The 15,571-nt window shown below is 60.3% G+C and carries 17 protein-coding genes; 6 read left to right on the top strand and 11 right to left on the bottom strand.

Annotated elements, in window-relative coordinates:
• Positions 1 to 29 precede the first annotated feature (29 nt).
• Positions 30 to 1,013 carry a zinc transporter ZntB gene (gene zntB, locus ACJ8HN_RS05175; RefSeq protein WP_060438609.1) on the bottom strand — a complete coding sequence of 328 codons (984 nt, stop codon included), beginning with the start codon at positions 1,011 to 1,013 and terminating at the stop codon, positions 30 to 32.
• 155 nt (positions 1,014 to 1,168) lie between these two features.
• On the opposite strand from zntB, the gene ACJ8HN_RS05170 reads away from it, so the two are divergent.
• The 3 genes from ACJ8HN_RS05170 to ACJ8HN_RS05160 all read left to right on the top strand — a co-directional run bounded on the left by ACJ8HN_RS05170 (position 1,169) and on the right by ACJ8HN_RS05160 (position 3,359).
• Entirely contained in the window at positions 1,169 to 1,873 is a 705-nt protein-coding gene (locus ACJ8HN_RS05170; RefSeq protein ID WP_060438608.1) for a hypothetical protein, read from the top strand.
• Between the two features lie 5 nt (positions 1,874 to 1,878).
• Positions 1,879 to 2,916 (top strand): hypothetical protein, encoded by a 1,038-nt coding sequence (locus ACJ8HN_RS05165; protein ID WP_060438607.1) that lies wholly within the window; start codon positions 1,879 to 1,881, stop codon positions 2,914 to 2,916.
• Positions 2,917 to 3,110: 194 nt separating this feature from the next.
• Entirely contained in the window at positions 3,111 to 3,359 is a 249-nt protein-coding gene (locus ACJ8HN_RS05160) for a hypothetical protein (RefSeq protein WP_033648443.1), read from the top strand.
• A gap of 158 nt (positions 3,360 to 3,517) precedes the next feature.
• Here ACJ8HN_RS05160 and ACJ8HN_RS05155 read toward each other — a convergent pair whose 3' ends face one another.
• The gene (locus ACJ8HN_RS05155) at positions 3,518 to 5,152 is read right to left on the bottom strand and encodes a peptide ABC transporter substrate-binding protein (protein WP_060438606.1); all 1,635 of its coding nucleotides are present in this window, start codon (positions 5,150 to 5,152) and stop codon (positions 3,518 to 3,520) included.
• 158 nt (positions 5,153 to 5,310) lie between these two features.
• Positions 5,311 to 5,661 (bottom strand): hypothetical protein, encoded by a 351-nt coding sequence (locus tag ACJ8HN_RS05150; RefSeq protein WP_015378006.1) that lies wholly within the window; start codon positions 5,659 to 5,661, stop codon positions 5,311 to 5,313.
• Between the two features lie 206 nt (positions 5,662 to 5,867).
• Between ACJ8HN_RS05150 and mpaA the strand changes: the two genes are divergently transcribed.
• On the top strand, positions 5,868 to 6,575 hold the full coding sequence (gene mpaA, locus ACJ8HN_RS05145) for a murein tripeptide amidase MpaA (RefSeq protein WP_033648445.1): 708 nt from the start codon (positions 5,868 to 5,870) through the stop codon (positions 6,573 to 6,575).
• A 3-nt stretch (positions 6,576 to 6,578) separates the two neighbouring features.
• On the opposite strand, the gene ycjG is transcribed toward mpaA, so the two are convergent.
• Complete coding sequence (ycjG, locus tag ACJ8HN_RS05140) at positions 6,579 to 7,553, bottom strand: L-Ala-D/L-Glu epimerase (protein WP_060438605.1); 975 nt, start codon at positions 7,551 to 7,553, stop codon at positions 6,579 to 6,581.
• Between the two features lie 225 nt (positions 7,554 to 7,778).
• Here ycjG and tpx point away from each other — a divergent pair, with 225 nt between their 5' ends.
• Positions 7,779 to 8,282 carry a thiol peroxidase gene (gene tpx / locus ACJ8HN_RS05135; RefSeq protein ID WP_004930536.1) on the top strand — a complete coding sequence of 168 codons (504 nt, stop codon included), beginning with the start codon at positions 7,779 to 7,781 and terminating at the stop codon, positions 8,280 to 8,282.
• A 57-nt stretch (positions 8,283 to 8,339) separates the two neighbouring features.
• Here the strand turns inward: tpx and tyrR are convergent, their stop codons facing one another.
• The 7 genes from tyrR to pspA form a co-directional block, all read right to left on the bottom strand.
• Positions 8,340 to 9,911, bottom strand: coding sequence for a transcriptional regulator TyrR (gene tyrR / locus ACJ8HN_RS05130; protein WP_049212551.1), 1,572 nt, complete (start codon positions 9,909 to 9,911; stop codon positions 8,340 to 8,342).
• Between the two features lie 312 nt (positions 9,912 to 10,223).
• On the bottom strand, positions 10,224 to 11,285 hold the full coding sequence (locus tag ACJ8HN_RS05125; protein WP_004930545.1) for a YcjF family protein: 1,062 nt from the start codon (positions 11,283 to 11,285) through the stop codon (positions 10,224 to 10,226).
• Positions 11,282 to 12,679 (bottom strand): YcjX family protein, encoded by a 1,398-nt coding sequence (locus ACJ8HN_RS05120; protein WP_033653054.1) that lies wholly within the window; start codon positions 12,677 to 12,679, stop codon positions 11,282 to 11,284. The genes ACJ8HN_RS05125 and ACJ8HN_RS05120 overlap by 4 nt, the downstream gene beginning before the upstream one ends.
• A complete protein-coding gene (pspD, locus tag ACJ8HN_RS05115) occupies positions 12,660 to 12,926 on the bottom strand; it encodes a phage shock protein PspD (protein WP_031299672.1) in 267 nt (88 codons plus the stop codon). Before pspD ends, ACJ8HN_RS05120 begins: the two co-directional genes overlap by 20 nt.
• A 97-nt stretch (positions 12,927 to 13,023) precedes the next feature.
• Positions 13,024 to 13,383 (bottom strand): envelope stress response membrane protein PspC, encoded by a 360-nt coding sequence (gene pspC, locus ACJ8HN_RS05110; protein WP_033643233.1) that lies wholly within the window; start codon positions 13,381 to 13,383, stop codon positions 13,024 to 13,026.
• Entirely contained in the window at positions 13,383 to 13,610 is a 228-nt protein-coding gene (gene pspB / locus ACJ8HN_RS05105; protein ID WP_004930553.1) for an envelope stress response membrane protein PspB, read from the bottom strand. The genes pspC and pspB overlap by 1 nt, the downstream gene beginning before the upstream one ends.
• A 63-nt stretch (positions 13,611 to 13,673) precedes the next feature.
• A complete protein-coding gene (gene pspA / locus ACJ8HN_RS05100; RefSeq protein WP_033634686.1) occupies positions 13,674 to 14,339 on the bottom strand; it encodes a phage shock protein PspA in 666 nt (221 codons plus the stop codon).
• A 184-nt stretch (positions 14,340 to 14,523) separates the two neighbouring features.
• On the opposite strand from pspA, the gene pspF reads away from it, so the two are divergent.
• A complete protein-coding gene (pspF, locus tag ACJ8HN_RS05095) occupies positions 14,524 to 15,531 on the top strand; it encodes a phage shock protein operon transcriptional activator (protein ID WP_060438604.1) in 1,008 nt (335 codons plus the stop codon).
• Positions 15,532 to 15,571 lie beyond the last annotated feature (40 nt).

Below are 15,571 nucleotides of genomic sequence, written 5' to 3'. Positions count from 1 at the left end.
AATGTTAACCGGGTTTTCGTCATTTTTGCCTACAGCCAGCGGCTGCGCTTCAGCCACCAGGCGACGCCAAGCACCAACCCGCCCAGCATCAGGCAAAACGCCGCAAAACCGAGAGGATTGCCGCCGCCCGGAATGCCGCCAAGGTTGACCCCGAACAACCCGGTCAGGAAGGTGGTAGGCAGAAATACCATCGCCAACAATGACATGGTGTAAGTGCGGCGGTTCATCGCATCGGCCATCACCGTGGTGATTTCGTCGGACAAGATGGCGGTGCGCGCGATGCTGCCGTCCAGATCGTCCAATCCCCGCCCCAGGCGATCGGCGATGTCCTGCATGCGGCGGCGATCGTCGTCGCTCATCCACGGCAGGCGGTCGCTGGCCAGCCGCGCGAAGACGTCGCGCTGCGGCGCCATATAGCGGCGCAGCACGATCAGCTGTTTACGGATCAGCGCCAGCTGGCCGCGCTCCGGCACCTGCTGCTCCAGCAAAGCGTCCTCCAGATCGATGATCTTGTCGTGCAGATCTTCGATAAATTCGCTGGTGTGATCGGTCAACGCATCGGAAATTTCCACCAGCCAGCTGCCGCTGTTGGTCGGCCCGGCGCCGCTTTGCAGATCGTTCACCACCTGATCGATGGAATACACCTTGCGGTGTCGGGTAGAGACAATCAGTTTATCGGTGATGTACACGCGAATGGTGACCAGCTGGTCCGGCCGGGAATTGGCGTTGAAGTTGATGCTGCGCAGGGTGATCATGGTGCCTTCGCCCTGGCGGCTGACGCGCGGCCGTGAGCTTTCGCCGGAGAGCGCTTCGCGCACCGAGTCCGGCAGCAGCCGCGTGGTGCTCAGCCATTCGGCGCTGGCCGGGTGCGCGTAATCAAGATGCAGCCAGCACGGCGCGTCGCAGGTGATAGTGTCATCCTGCTCGATCGGCGTGACGCCGCCCTTGCCGTCCAGCTGGTAGGCGTAAACCGCATCGGCGATCTGCAGCTCGCTCCCCTCAATCACATCCATTCATTTATCCCCTCAGTCTTGCTTATGTTGCTGAGTCTAGCGTTAACGCCTTGGAGATCAAAGGCCAAGCTGTAACGCCAGTTTTCACGTTGTCCTATAAGCGTGGTCTATACTTCTGCCGCAAGGAACGCAAGACAGCCCGAGAGGAGACTCGCATGTTACAAATCAGCGCCGCGGATATTTTGAAAATCGTCTTACCAACCGTCATTACGCTGTTTATCGCCGTCGTCAAAACCCCTTTTCGCATTCGGCGGGAAAACCGCGATAAGCTGCTGAACCTGCTCGAATCCGTCGAGAAGCGCCAGAGCGCCCCCATACGCCTGTTGCGATTTCGCGACTATCTCGGCAATAGCAGCGCCGGCCTTACTGCGCTGCAACTGCTGCTGGCATTGCCGGACAGCGTAGCGGCGCTGGAGCGTTATCGCTTCACCGGTGGCCGCCAGCAAATCTTGCGCGCCACGTCCGCGGGCTTCGTTTTGCGGCCAAGCGCCAATAACTCTTTCAAACGTTTCCTGCTTTCGTGTCGCTATTTTTTGCTGTATTTGCTGTTCGTCACGCTGCTGGTACTACTCCCCGCGTTGACTCAATGGGGACTGCAGCAGTCAGGGGTATTGATTACGCCCCATTCACTCAGCTATCTGCCTAATGCGCGCATCACCGACGGCTGGCAGCTGCTGTTCCCCGGCTTATTATTTATTATCATTATGTTCAGCCTGGCATACCTGACCTTCAGACAGCTGGCACGCGCGGGTAACCTCAGCTCGGAACGCGCCTTTTATCGCTACTACCAACGAGCGCGTGAGGAACAACGATGCCGGGAAGTCCTGAGACAAATGCGCACTGCGCTGCGCCGAGCCTGACGAGAATGCGCCGCCTGCGGTGCATCGCAATGGCCGCCCTGCTGCTGTTCGGCCAATCGGTTCGTGCAGAGCCGGTGTTGGAGCGCCTCGCCACGCCCTATCGCGCGCCGACGGCGGCCGGTTCCCTGCCTTATTTTGTCGCTCACGCTCAATCCCCCCAGCCGCGTAACGCACTGGTGGTGATGCACGGCCATCCACGCGACGCCGCCAGGACGTTGCAAGCGGCGATCGACGCCGCGCAGGACGCGGGAGACAGCAGCTTGCTGGTCGCCCCGCTGTTTCAGGTACCGGTAAAACTCGCCGCCCACTGCCATTCCGCCGGTCTGCCCCAGCCGCAAGACGGCGACGCCCTGTGGCGCTGCGGCTCCTGGATCGAGGGCGGCTTGGATAATGGCGGGAAGACCGGTTCGTTCAACGCCATGGATAACCTGCTGGCCGAGCTGAAACGGCGCTGGCCGTCGCTGCAGTCGATAACCGTGGCCGGTTTTTCCGCCGGCGCCCAGTTCGTGCAGCATTATGTCGGCTTTGCCCAGCCGCCACGCGGAGTGCGTCTGCGCTATGTGGTGGCCGATCCCGGCAGCTGGCTCTATTTTGATCGCCTGCGCCCTCTGCCCACCAGTTGGGGAAACTGCAGCAGTGAAGAAACCTGCCGTTTTCGCTGGCAAACGCTGGACGCCGGCCATTGTCCGCAGGCCAACCGATGGAAATACGGTCTGGAAGCGTTTCCCGCTCACCTGCAGCGCACCGCCGACGCGGCCCGCCGGCGTTACGCCGCCGCCGATATCACCTATCTAGCCGCCGCCGAGGATACCGGCGCCGCGCCGGGCGCCTACTATCGGATACTCGACAAATCCTGCGCCGCCCAGTTGCAGGGCCCCTATCGATTGCAGCGCGCCCTGGCCTACGCCGACTACGATCGGCATTACCTGGCGCCGGAGAAGCCGCATCGGTTAACGATCGTTCCCGGCTGCGGGCACAACGTCGCCTGCGTATTTTCCGCCCTGGCGGCCAGGCAGGCGCTTTTCCCCATTAATGCAGACTAATAATAACGGCAATGAAATAAACCTTTGCCGACAAATCAGGCAATATCGCCGATAAAGCGCTGGCAATGCCGTTATTATTATGACTTAACATATTGCTATCATTTTTAATTCAAAATGATAATAATAAATCAACACAAAGCTGTTTCAGCGCAAATTTTAGGGGCATATACTTTTCTCACTACGAGGAGGTAGTTATGTTACGCGACCATTTAAAAATAAACGCCAGCGATACGCTGGAAAAAATCAGCAATATCCATTTGCAAAACCAGGGCCAGGAAGAGATCAGTGAGTTTGTGGTGAAAAACGCCGCTGGCCTGCAGATTGGCAAGGTCTCCGTCCACGATCGTTTCAGCACCCGACGCTCGTACCCCACCAGTTACCGCATCACTCAAACCGACATGAACGGCCGGGTGGTGGTGGATGCCATGCGGGACTGTCTATAAGCGTAACCACTCTCTGAAATAGCGAAAATACTGTGATGATGGTAACCCTGTTTATTATTAAACGGGGTTTATCGCGTGGAATAATTAATTATCTTCTTAGTTTCATCGTCGAAAAAAATAAAGCCCCCGCATCAAGCGAGGGCGATAATTAAAGCGACTCAGTGTTTGATGATATACATCGTCTGGCTGTAGGCCACGTCTTCCGGATTGGTGATCGGGTAGCCTTTTACCCACGGCTTGATCAGGCGGCCGTTGGTGTACTGGTAAATCGGCGCGATCGGCGCCTGATCGGCAATGATCTGCTCCATCTTGTTGTAATCGGCGGTCACCGCCGCCGGATTGGTTTCCCGCCCCGCCTGCGCCAGCAGCTTGTCATAGTCCGCGTTCTTGAACTTGGCGATGTTGCCGCTGTGGGTCGAGGTCAGCAGCGACAGGAAGGTCGACGCTTCGTTATAGTCACCTACCCAGGAGGCGCGGATCACGTCGAAATTGCCGGTGTTGCGGCTGTCGATGTAAGTTTTCCATTCCTGGTTCTGCAGCTTGACGTCAATCCCCAGCTTCTTCTTCCACATCGAGGCCACGGCGATGGCGATCTTCTGGTGGCTTTCCGAGGTGTTATACAGCAGCGTCAGCTTCAGCGGGTTGTTCGAGCCGTAACCGGCCGCCTGCAGCAACGCCTTGGCCTGCGCGTCCAACTCCGCCTGCGATTGCTGTTGCAGCAAGCTCACTTCCGGTTTGAACCCGGCCGTCACGTCCGGCGTGAAGTGATAGGCCGGTTTTTCGCCGGTGCCCAGCACTTTTTCGGCGATAATCTTGCGATCGATGGCATAGGACAAGGCCTGGCGCACCCGCACGTCATTGGTCGGCGCGCGCTGGGTGTTGAACGCGTAGTAATAGGTGCCGAGCTGATCCGGCGTATACACCTGCCCCGGAATGTCTTTCAGCAGCTTCTGATACATGTTTTTCGGGAAGGATTCGGTGATGTCGATGTCACCCGCCAGGTAACGCTTGGTAGCGTTGGATTCCTGGTTGATGGGTACGAAGGTCACTTTGGTCAGCACGGTATGCGCATGATCCCAGTAATGATCGTTAGGCGTCAGTACCAGCTTCTCGTTCACCACCCGCTCCTGCAGTTTGAACGCGCCGTTGCCCACCAGATTGCCGACCTTGGTCCAGTCGTTGCCGTATTTTTCCACCACTGCCTGATTCACCGGGAACAGGCTGAAGTTGGCCGTCAGGCTGACGAAATAAGGCACCGGTTTGTCCAGCTGCACTTTTAGCGTGTAGTCGTCCGGCGCCGACACGCCCAAGCGATCGGCCGGCAATTTGCCGCTGATGATCTGTTCGGCGTTCTGGATCCCCGCCAGCTGCGCGAACCAGGCGAACGGCGACAGGTTTTTCGGCTCTACCAGCCGCTGCCAGCTGTAGACGAAATCCTTCGCCGTGACAGGGTCACCGTTTGACCACCGCGCGTCTTTACGCAGATGGAAAATGTAAGTCTGGTTGTCGCTGGTCTGCCAGCGCGTGGCCACGCCGGGGATCACTTTCCCGTTGGCGTCCTGATTGACCAGCCCTTCGAACAGATCGCGCGCCAGCTGGGCCTCCGGCAGGCCAACCGCTTTGATCGGATCGAGCGAGGCCGGTTCGTCTTTAATATGGCGCACGATTTCCTGTTTGGCCGCCAGCGCGGTGCCCGGGGGAACCTGCGCCGCCATGGCGCTGCTCATACAGGCGCCGATCGCCGCCGCGCAAAGCGCCAAACGAAAACCTCGTTGCATTTTTCTTCCCGTCATTATGATGTTCCCCCGTTAACCATCTGAATTTTTTATCATATAGCACAAGATCCGTCCGGCCTAGCGCTCACGGCCGAGAAGTTGCAAAAAGTGCGATTCAGGCGATAAAAAACCCGTGCGGCGCAGGGCGGCACGGGCGATGTTTGCAGCAGCGACCGTCAGTCGTAAAGGTGGATGCTGTTGATGCGGTAGCTGAACTCTTCGCCTTCTTCTTCATCGAACACGGTGAAAAAACCTTTCTCGGCCAGCGGACGGGCCGAAATATCGGTTTTTTGCAGCTGGCGCGCGTCGGCGTCGTCGTAGCCGTAATCGAGGTAGAAGGCATCTTTCTGGTAATCGATATGCAGGGTGAACGGATAGTTCGATTCATCCCCGCGCCCGTCGTCGTTTTTCACCACGCCGAACCACTCCCCCTGGCGGATCTGGTTTTCAGCGTCCACGCCGCACAGCAGCGTGATGGTGTCATTTTCATTTTCGCTATAGCTGGCGATGATTCTGGCTACTGGCATGTTAAATCCTCTTGCGGGTGATTGGCTTAGCACTGCCGTTAGTATAACAACAGCGTCAGGCCAGGTGCGGTTTAATTGGCGTTTTCGCCGCCGCCGCGTCACAGATCGCGCAAACGCCGCACAATTGCGATGGGAAAGATGTCTCAAAGCGTAATACACTGAATAAAATGACAATGACTCTCGACCTTTAATCCAGGGACAACACCATGACCGAACATCGACCACGCAGTGAACGTGGCCAGTTGGCCATCGCAGGAGAGAACTACGGCAGCTCGCTGCTGGGCGCGCCGCTGCTCTATTTCCCGGCGGCGAGCAGCGGCCCGCAGACCGGGCTGATCATCGCCGGCACCCACGGCGATGAGAGCGCCGCCATCGTGACCCTGTCCTGCGCGCTGCGCAGCATCGCCCCCGAGCGGCTGCGGCACCACGTGGTGCTGGCGGTCAACCCCGACGGCTGCCAACTTGGGCTGCGCGCCAATGCCAACGGCGTCGATCTGAACCGCAACTTCCCGGCCGCCAACTGGCGTTCCGGCGACACCGTCTACCGCTGGAACAGCGCGGCGCCGGTGCGCGACGTCAAGCTCTCCACCGGCGGGCGCCCCGGTTCCGAACCGGAAACCCAGGCGCTGTGTCACCTGATCCATCGCCTGAAGCCCCACTGGGTGGTGTCGTTCCATGAGCCGCTGGCCTGCATCGAAGATCCCGCCAGCTCGCGGCTCGGCGTTTGGCTGGCGCACAAGTTCGAACTGCCACTGGTGACCAGCGTCGGTTATGAAACGCCCGGTTCGTTCGGCAGCTGGTGCGCGGATCTGTCGCTGCCGTGCATCACCGCCGAATTCCCGCCGATCTCCGCCGATGCCGCCAGCGAGCGCTACATCGACGCGATGACCGAGCTGCTGACCTACCCGAATTAATCCTTACGGGGCGATATCGACGATCGCCCCGCATTCGAACGCCAGGCCCGGTTCGACGTCACGCGCCAGCCAGGTCGGACCGTCCAGATCGACGAAGCGCGCCGCCGGCGCCAGCGGCAAGGCGGCGGATATCGCCCGCGACGTGCACAACATGCAGCCGAGCATGATGTCGAACCCTTGTTCGCGCGCGGCCTGCGCCAGCGCCAACGCTTCGGTCAAGCCGCCGGTTTTGTCCAGTTTGATATTGATCATCTGATAGCGCTGCCCCAACCGCGGCAGATCGGCGCGGGTGTGGCAGCTTTCATCGGCGCAGATCGGCAGCGGATGAATAAAGTGCTCCAGCGCGGCGTCGTCACCGGCCGGCAGCGGCTGCTCCAGCATCGCCACGCCGAGATCGGCCAGCAGCTGGCAGCGCGCCGCCAGCCCTTCCGCCTGCCAAGACTCATTGGCGTCGACGATCAGCGTCGCCTGGGGTACCGCAGCGCGGATCGCCACCAGTCGTTCGCTGATATAGTGATCGTCGAGTTTGATCTTCAGCAGCGTGGCGCCCTGCCGCTCCAGTTCGCGCGCGGCGAAGGCCATCGCTTCCGGCGTGCCGATGCTGACGGTCTGCGCCATGTGGATATGCGCCGGTGCCGCCACGCCGCAGCGCTGCCACAGGCTCTGCCCGTGCAGGCGGCACTCCAGATCCCACAGTGCCGAATCCAGCGCGTTGCGGGCGGCGCCCGCCGGCATCTGCGCCAGCAGCTGCTCGCGGGTTATGCCTTGTGCGATCGCCGGCGCCATCTCTGCCAGCTGCGCCATCACCGATTCCTCGCTCTCGCCGTAACGCGGGTACGGCGTGCATTCACCGGTGCCGCGCACGCCCTGCTGTTCGATTTCGACCACCACCACCCGGGCTTCGGTGCGGCTGCCGCGCGCAATCACGAAGGCGGTATGCAGCGGCCAGGCTTCCGGGTAAAAACGCATGTCTCTCATAACGGCTCCTGAGCGAAAACTGCGCATTCAGCCAGGCTGATGCGCCGGTGATGTTTTATAGAACAGCCTAATATATACAACTATTTAGCAAACTTTGATATCCAATCCGCCCCGGTTGTCATAAACTGGCGCCAGGGTGTGAACCTGATGTTAAATGCCGTTGCCGGTGCGCCGTTTCATCAGGTTCATACCCTTTGTATAAACACCTGTAAAAGGAATCTAGCAATGACTCAGACAGTACATTTTCAAGGCAATCCGGTCAGCGTAGCGGGCAAACTGCCACAGCAGGGCGAACAGGCCAAGGCCTTCTCACTGGTTGCCAAAGACCTGTCAGACGTAGCGCTGAGCAGCTTCGCGGGTAAACGCAAAGTCCTGAACATCTTCCCAAGCATCGATACCGGCGTCTGCGCGACGTCGGTGCGTAAATTCAACCAGCTGGCCAGCGGCCTGGATAACACCGTGGTGCTGTGCATCTCCGCCGATCTGCCGTTCGCTCAGTCTCGCTTCTGCGGCGCAGAAGGCCTGAGCAACGTGGTCACCCTGTCCACCCTGCGCGGCGCCGAGTTCAAGCAGGCGTACGGCGTCGAAATCGCCGAAGGCCCGTTGGCGGGCCTGACCGCGCGTGCGGTCGTGGTGCTGGATGGCCAGGACAACGTGCTGTACAGCGAGCTGGTGAACGAAATCACCACCGAGCCGGACTACGACGCGGCGCTGGCTGCGCTGAAATAATAAAGCCGGCGTTCGCCGGCTCTGGAAACACGTTAAAGGCGCCGCAAGGCGCCTTTCTTATTCTTCGCCCTCGGTGCCGCCTTTGCGGCTGCTCAGGCCATACTCGCGCAGCTTGTTGGCGATGGCGGTATGGGAAACGCCCAGCCGCTTCGCCAGCTTGCGGGTGCTGGGATAGGTGCGATACAGGCGCGTCAGCACCGAGCGCTCGAAACGCTTGCTGATGTCGTCCAGCGAGCCGTCCAGCACCTCGTCGCCCAGCGACATCTCCACCTCGAACTCCGGCAACACGATATCCTGCGGCCGCAGTTCGTAGCCTTCGGTTTGCGTCAGCGCGCGGTAGATGGCGTTTTTCAACTGGCGCACGTTGCCCGGCCAGCCGTACTTGCTGAGGAAGCCGCCCAAATCGCTCGCCAGCTTGGGCCGCGCCACGCCCTGCTCATCGGCGAAGCGCGCCACGAACAGCTCGGTCAGCGGCATGATGTCCTGCGGACGTTCGCGCAGCGGCGGGATGGTGATGGTCAGCACGTTGAGGCGATAATAGAGATCTTCGCGGAATTCGCCGCGCTGCACCAGCTCGGTGAGGTTTTTCTGGGTGGCGCAGATCACGCGCACGTCGACGTGCACCTCATGCTCTTCGCCGACCCGGCGGAAGGTGCCGTCGTTGAGGAAACGCAGCAATTTAGTCTGCATGCGCGGCGACATTTCGCCGATCTCATCCAGCAGCACCGAGCCGCCGTTGGCCTGCTCGAAGAAGCCCTTCTTGCCTTCCAGCGCGTTGGGATAAGCGCCCGGCGCATGGCCGAACAGCTCGCTCTCCACCACGTCATCCGGCAGTGCAGCGCAGTTCAGCGCCAGGAACGGCTGTTTGCCGCGCGGGCTGCGCAAATGGCAGGCGCGGGCCAGAATATCTTTGCCGGTACCTGTATCGCCGACGATCAGCAGCGGCGCATCAAGCATCGCCAACTTGCGCGCCTGCTCCAGCACGTGACGCATCTTGGCGCTTACCGCGACGATGTGGTCGAATTCGGTATCGTCGTTCACCGACAGATTTTGCAGCTGGCGGCCCATGCGCGCGGTGGACTTCAGCATCACCACCGCACCGACCGCGGCCGGCTGCTGCTGTTCGTCTTCCAGATAGATGGGCGTGATGTCCATCAGGAAGTCCTGGCTGCGGATCACCACCCGCTCGGAGTGCGGCGCCGTATGCTCGCTCTCCAGCCAGCGGCTGAAGTTATAGCCGCCGATCAGCGCCCCGGCGGTCTGGTTGCGGATCTTGTCTTCGTTCAGGCTGAACAGCGCCTGCGCCGCCGGGTTGGCCAGCTCGACCTTGCCCTTCATGTCGATCGAGAACACCGGTTCCGGCATCGATTCCAGCAGCGCGCGCAGCGCGCGGTGCTCGCGTTCGGAAGGCATAAAGCTGACGGTGCGCACGTCGGTCACGCCGGCGATGCGGCGGATCTCCGCCATCAGCGCGCGGAAAGTATCGAACTCCAGCTGGGAGAAATTGAGGTAAATGCGGCCGATGGGATCGATCTCGATGCCACGTAAGTCAATGCTGCGCGATACCAAAAGATCGAGTAATTCTCGAGTGAGACCGAGGCGGTCTTCGCAAAATACTTCCAAACGCATCAGTGTTGGCCTTATCTCTGCAGGTGCGGGGATCGTTGACGATGATGATACTCCCTCGCACCGGGCGGTAGAAGCGATCTGTCAGCAAAAGTTGACAGAACTCTGATTTATTGCCGTGGTTGCTGATTTTAAACGCAAGCTAATAACAGCATCGGCGTCATTTTAGACTACAAACAGAGAGTTATCACAACCAGAATTAATTTTGCAGAGATTTATCACGCACTCGCAGGGGGATCGACTGTCGTCAAGTCTCGATTACGTCCGGCGTCGGCGCCGTTGAGAAAGCGGCGCTCCTCAGAGCGCCGTGCGGGATTATTTGGCCTTGCCGTCGCTCTTTTTCAGCGTGTCTTTCAACTGGCCGATCAGCTGGCTGCGGAAATCGCCAAGCTTCGGCTTTTCCCCTTCCAGCCACGGCAGCGGGCGGCACAGTTCCATCGCCTTGATGCCCAGCCGCGCGGTCAGCAAGCCGGCGCCGATGCCCTGCGCCGCGCGCGCCGACAGCCGCGCTGCCAGATCCTGCGACATCCAGTCCATGCCCACTTCGCGCACCAGCTCGGAAGCGCCGGCGAAGGCGATGTTCAACAGCACCAGCCGGAACAGACGAATGCGGCTGAAGTAGCCCAGCTCGATGCCGTACAGCGCGGCGATGCGGTTGATCAAACGGATGTTGCGCCAGGCGATAAACGCCATATCCACCAGCGCCAACGGGCTGACGGCGATCATCAGCGTCGATTCGGCGGCGGAGCGGCTGATTTCGCGCCGCGCCTGGTTGTCGAGCACCGGCTGCACCAGTTTGGCGTACAGCTCCACCACTTCACGATCGTTTTGCGTTTCATGCAGCGAGGCCTGCCAGCGCTGCAGCGCCGGATGCCCCTGATCCAGCCCGGCCTGACGCGCCAGCTTCTCGCAGAATTCGCGCCCCTGGCCCAGCCCGTGACTGTGCAACAGCTCGCGCGCCACATCGCGCTCTTCCGCGCGCTGGCGCAGCCGATACAAACGCCGCCACTCGGTGACCACCGAACCGACGCCGGCGAACACGATCAGGCCGCCGGCCACGCCGCCGCCCATGGCGATCCAGTCCTGCTGCACCCAGGCGGTATGCACCCACTGCACGCCCTGCGCCACCACGCTGACGCCGAACAGCGCCAGGCCGGCGGTGACCATTTTGCGCCACAGGCTGCGTTTCGGTTTCAGCGCGGCGTTAATGATGCCTTCGGCGCGCCCTTCTTCCTCTTCCTGCTGCAGCTCCGGCGCAGCCGGGAAAAAGCTTTCCGCCTGTTCGGCATCGAACGCGACGCCGGCGCGCAACGCCGGCTCCTGCGGCGGCTGCAGCGGCTCGTCAAAATCGATACGCGGTTTGATCGGCTCGCTCATCGCAATTTGTCTCCCAATAAAAACTCCATCACCGCATCCAGACGGATGTGCGGCAACGGACTGTCCACGCTCATGGCGCGTGGACGAAATTCATCGAAGTGGAACCCCTGGCTCTGCCAGAACGCCGGCCCCGGCAGGCGCGCGGGCACTTCGCCGGGGAACACCGTCAGCGGCGCGCCGTCACCGAGGCGGTTGCCCTTCAGCGCCGGAATGCGTTGCCCCTGATGATCGACGATGCCGCTCTCGGTCGCCTGCACCGAGGCCAGGCCGACGCAATCCATGCTGATGCCCTCGAACGCCGCATTCTGCCACGCCTCCTGCACCAGCTGTTGCAGCAACGACACCAGATTGGCGTGCTGATCGGCGGTGATATGGTCCGCCTTGGTGGCGGCAAACATCAGTTTGTCGATGGTCGGCGAGAACAAGCGGCGAAACAGCGTGCGCTTGCCGTAATGGAAGCTCTGCATCAGTTGGGTCAGCGCCAGACGCATGTCGTTGAACGCCTGCGGGCCGCTGTTGAGCGGCTGTAGACAGTCGACCAGCACGATTTGCCGATCGAAACGGACGAAATGTTCTTTGTAGAAGTTTTTGACGATCGACTGGCAATAGTAGTTGAAGCGAGCGCGCAACATGCCGATGTTGGTGTGTTTGTCGGCCTGCGCCAGCTTAGATTCGCCGATCGCGGCCACGTCGGGCCACGGGAAAAACTGCAGCGCCGGCGCGCCGGCCATGTCGCCCGGCAGCACGAAACGCCCCGGCTGAATGAAGTGCAGCCCTTCGCTTTTGCAGCGCAGCAGATAATCGGTGTAGGCCTGGGCGATCGCCGCCAGGCGGTTTTCGTCGGCCGGGGCCAGCGGATCGCAGGCCTTGCACAACTCAAGCCAGGGTTTGGCCCATTCGGCGCGTTCGCCCTGCAGCAGCCCGGCCATCTGGCGCGACCAGGCCAGGTAATCCTGCTCGAGCATCGGCAGATCCAGCAGCCATTCACCGGGATAATCGACGATCTCCAGGTACAGCGTGGAGGTGTCTTTGAAGTGGCGCAGCAGCGAGTCGTTGGAGCGATAGCGCAGCGCCAGACGGATTTCGCTGACGCCGCGCGTCGGCGTCGGCCAGGCCGGCGGCGTGCCGTACAGCTGCGCCAGCCCTTCGTCATAGGTGAAACGCTGGATGCCGAGATCGCGCTGCGGGATGCGTTTGACGCCCAGCAGGCGCTCTTCGCGCGCCGGTGAAAACAGCGGCATGCGCGCGCCGCTGTGCACATGCAGCAGTTGGTTGACGAAGGCGGTGATAAAGGCGGTTTTGCCGCTGCGGCTCAGGCCGGTCACCGCCAGGCGCAGATGGCGATCCATTCCGCGGTTGACCAGCGAGGTTAACTCATTTTGCAGTCGTTTCATTGCTCTCCTTGACGTAACGCCCGAATGCCTTGTTCAGGCCTTTACGGAACAGCGGTTCCAGCACCAGCGCCAGCACGAAGCGCACCGGTTTGCGGCCGACGGTCTTCAACAGCCAGCCGGCGGCGCCCGCCGGGCCATAGTTCAATAACGCTATGATGATGACTTTAGCCAATGTCTTCAACATTGCCGCCGCTCCTCGTTTAAATCCACCCGTTCTGGCGGTGTTCGCAACATCGATTTTATTCATGACAATGCCCTCCGGCACAAGACGATTAATTGTACATTCAACGGGATAACGGCGGCGAAGATGCCCGGCCTGCGCAGGCCGGGTATCGCAAGAAGGGTTACAGCTTGCGGAAACGGCTCTGCACGCCGAAGGTATCGGACGTTACGTAGCGCTCGACCTGACGCAGCTGCTGCTCGCCGCTGCCCAACTCATATTCCAGTTGATCGAGCAGCTGGCGCGGCGTCTTCTGATGCTCGCCTTCGAAACGGCTGGCCGGCGCTTCGTCCAACACGAACACCAGCGCGATATAGGCCACCAGCGTGAAGAAAAACAGCCCGAAGAACAGCGACAGCACCACCATCACGCGGATCAGGCGCACCGGCACGTCGAAATAGTGGGCCAACCCGGCGCAGACGCCTTTCACCATGCCTTCTTCGGGAACGCGATAAAGCTTTTTACTGCCCAGCGTCATGCTCATCAGGACTGTCTCCAGTTCGGGTGTTCCGCATCAAGGATCTCTTCCAGCGCCTGAATGCGTTCACGCATGCGTTTGGCGTCTTCCGCCAGCTGCGCCAGGCGCTGCATTTCTTGCTGACTCAGCTGGATGCCGGTCTGTTGCCGATTGCTGTAATGCAGCCAAAGCCAAATCGGCGCGACAAACAGCACAAAAATTGTCAGCGGAATGGCAAGTAATAGAGCACTCATTGTTATTCCTTCTTATCGGGTCCTGGATAGGCGGCCACCTCCGACGTGTGGCCGCGGTTCGCCTTACTCTGAGCGGTTCATCTTGGCTTTCAGCGCCGCCAGCTGCTCACTGATGGCGTCGTCGGCTTTCAGCTCGGCAAACTCTTGGTCCAGCGACTTCTTTTTACCGATGCTGATGCTTTCCGCTTCGGCTTCCATATGGTCGATGCGGCGCTCGAACTGTTCGAAACGCGCCATCGCTTCATCCAGCTTGCCGCTGTCGAGCTGGCGGCGCACTTCACGGGAAGAAGACGCGGCCTGATGACGCAGCGCCAACGCCTGCTGCCGCGCACGGGTTTCGGTCAGCTTGTTTTCCAGCTCGCCGATTTCGCTCTTCATGCGCGCCAGCGTTTCTTCTACGGTCGCCACTTCTTGCGTCAGCGTGGCGATCAGATCGGCCACCTTTTGTTTTTCGATCAGCGCCGCACGGGCCAAATCTTCTTTATCTTTGCGCAGCGCCAGTTCAGCTTTTTCCTGCCAGTCGCCTACCTGGCTTTCGCCCTGCTCAATGCGACGCAGCAGCTGCTTTTTCTCCGCCAGCGCACGCGCCGACGTAGAGCGAACTTCAACCAGCGTGTCTTCCATCTCTTGGATCATCAACCGCACCAGCTTCTGCGGATCTTCCGCCTTGTCCAGCAGGGTGTTGATGTTGGCGTTCACGATGTCGGCAAAACGAGAAAAAATACCCATAATTCACTTCCTCTTGGTTCTGATGGCGTCTGAAGCGCCGCGTTAAGTCGTACAGCTTGCCTGAAGATATAATCAAAACCCGTGCCAACTTTTATATCATTGATAAATAATGGATATTATTTTTTGACTCTCTGCGTGCTTGCTGTAGAGTGATTATTTTCACCAAACATTGGCGAATTTCATCATGAACGAGCAGCCAGAGAATTTGTTGGGCGAGGCAAACGCCTTTGTCGACGTATTGGAGCAAGTCTCCCAGGTGGCAAAGCTGAACAAACCGGTGCTGGTGATCGGCGAGCGCGGTACCGGCAAGGAGCTGATCGCCCACCGCCTGCACTACCTTTCCAACCGCTGGCAAGGGCCGTTCATCTCGCTCAACTGCGCGGCGCTGAATGAAAACCTGCTGGATTCCGAACTGTTCGGCCACGAGGCCGGCGCCTTTACCGGCGCGCAGAAACGCCATCTGGGGCGCTTCGAGCGCGCCGATGGCGGCACGCTGTTTCTCGATGAGCTGGCGACCGCGCCGATGCTGGTGCAGGAGAAGCTGCTGCGGGTGATCGAATACGGCCAGTTGGAGCGCGTGGGCGGCAGCCAGCCGCTACGGGTGGATGTGCGCCTGGTGTGCGCCACCAACGACGATCTGCCGGCGCTGGCGGCGGCGGGCAAGTTCCGCGCCGATCTGCTGGATCGGCTGGCGTTCGACGTGGTGCAGCTGCCGCCGCTGCGCCAACGGCGGCCCGATATCATGCTGCTGGCCGAGCATTTCGCCATTCAAATGTGCCGCGAACTGGCGCTGCCGCTGTTTCCCGGCTTTACCGAACGCGCCAGGCAAACGTTGCTCGAATATGGCTGGCCGGGCAACGTGCGTGAACTGAAAAACGTGGTCGAACGTTCGGTCTATCGTCACGGCGACAGCGACAGCCCGCTTGACGAAATCATCATCAACCCGTTTGCGCCGCGTGAGGCGGCGCCGGTCGCGCCCGCCCCTGAAGGCGTCTGCGCGTTACCGGCGCTGCCGCTGGATTTGAAAAACTGGCAGCTGGAGCAGGAGAAGGTATTGATCGAAGCGGCGCTGCAGCAGGGGCGTTTCAACCAGCGCAAGGCGGCGCAGCTGCTGGGGCTCACCTATCATCAGCTGCGCGGCATGCTGAAAAAACATGCGCTGCTGCAAAACGGCGAAGCGGACGAGGAATAACAGGCAAAAAAAAAGCCAGCACCCGAGCTGGCTTAAAAAA

It is taken from the genome of Serratia sp. CY29653 (assembly GCF_052169255.1).
Lineage (GTDB): Bacteria > Pseudomonadota > Gammaproteobacteria > Enterobacterales > Enterobacteriaceae > Serratia > Serratia sarumanii.
Note: the sequence above shows the minus strand (reverse complement) of the source record. Positions and strands in the feature narration are given on the sequence as shown.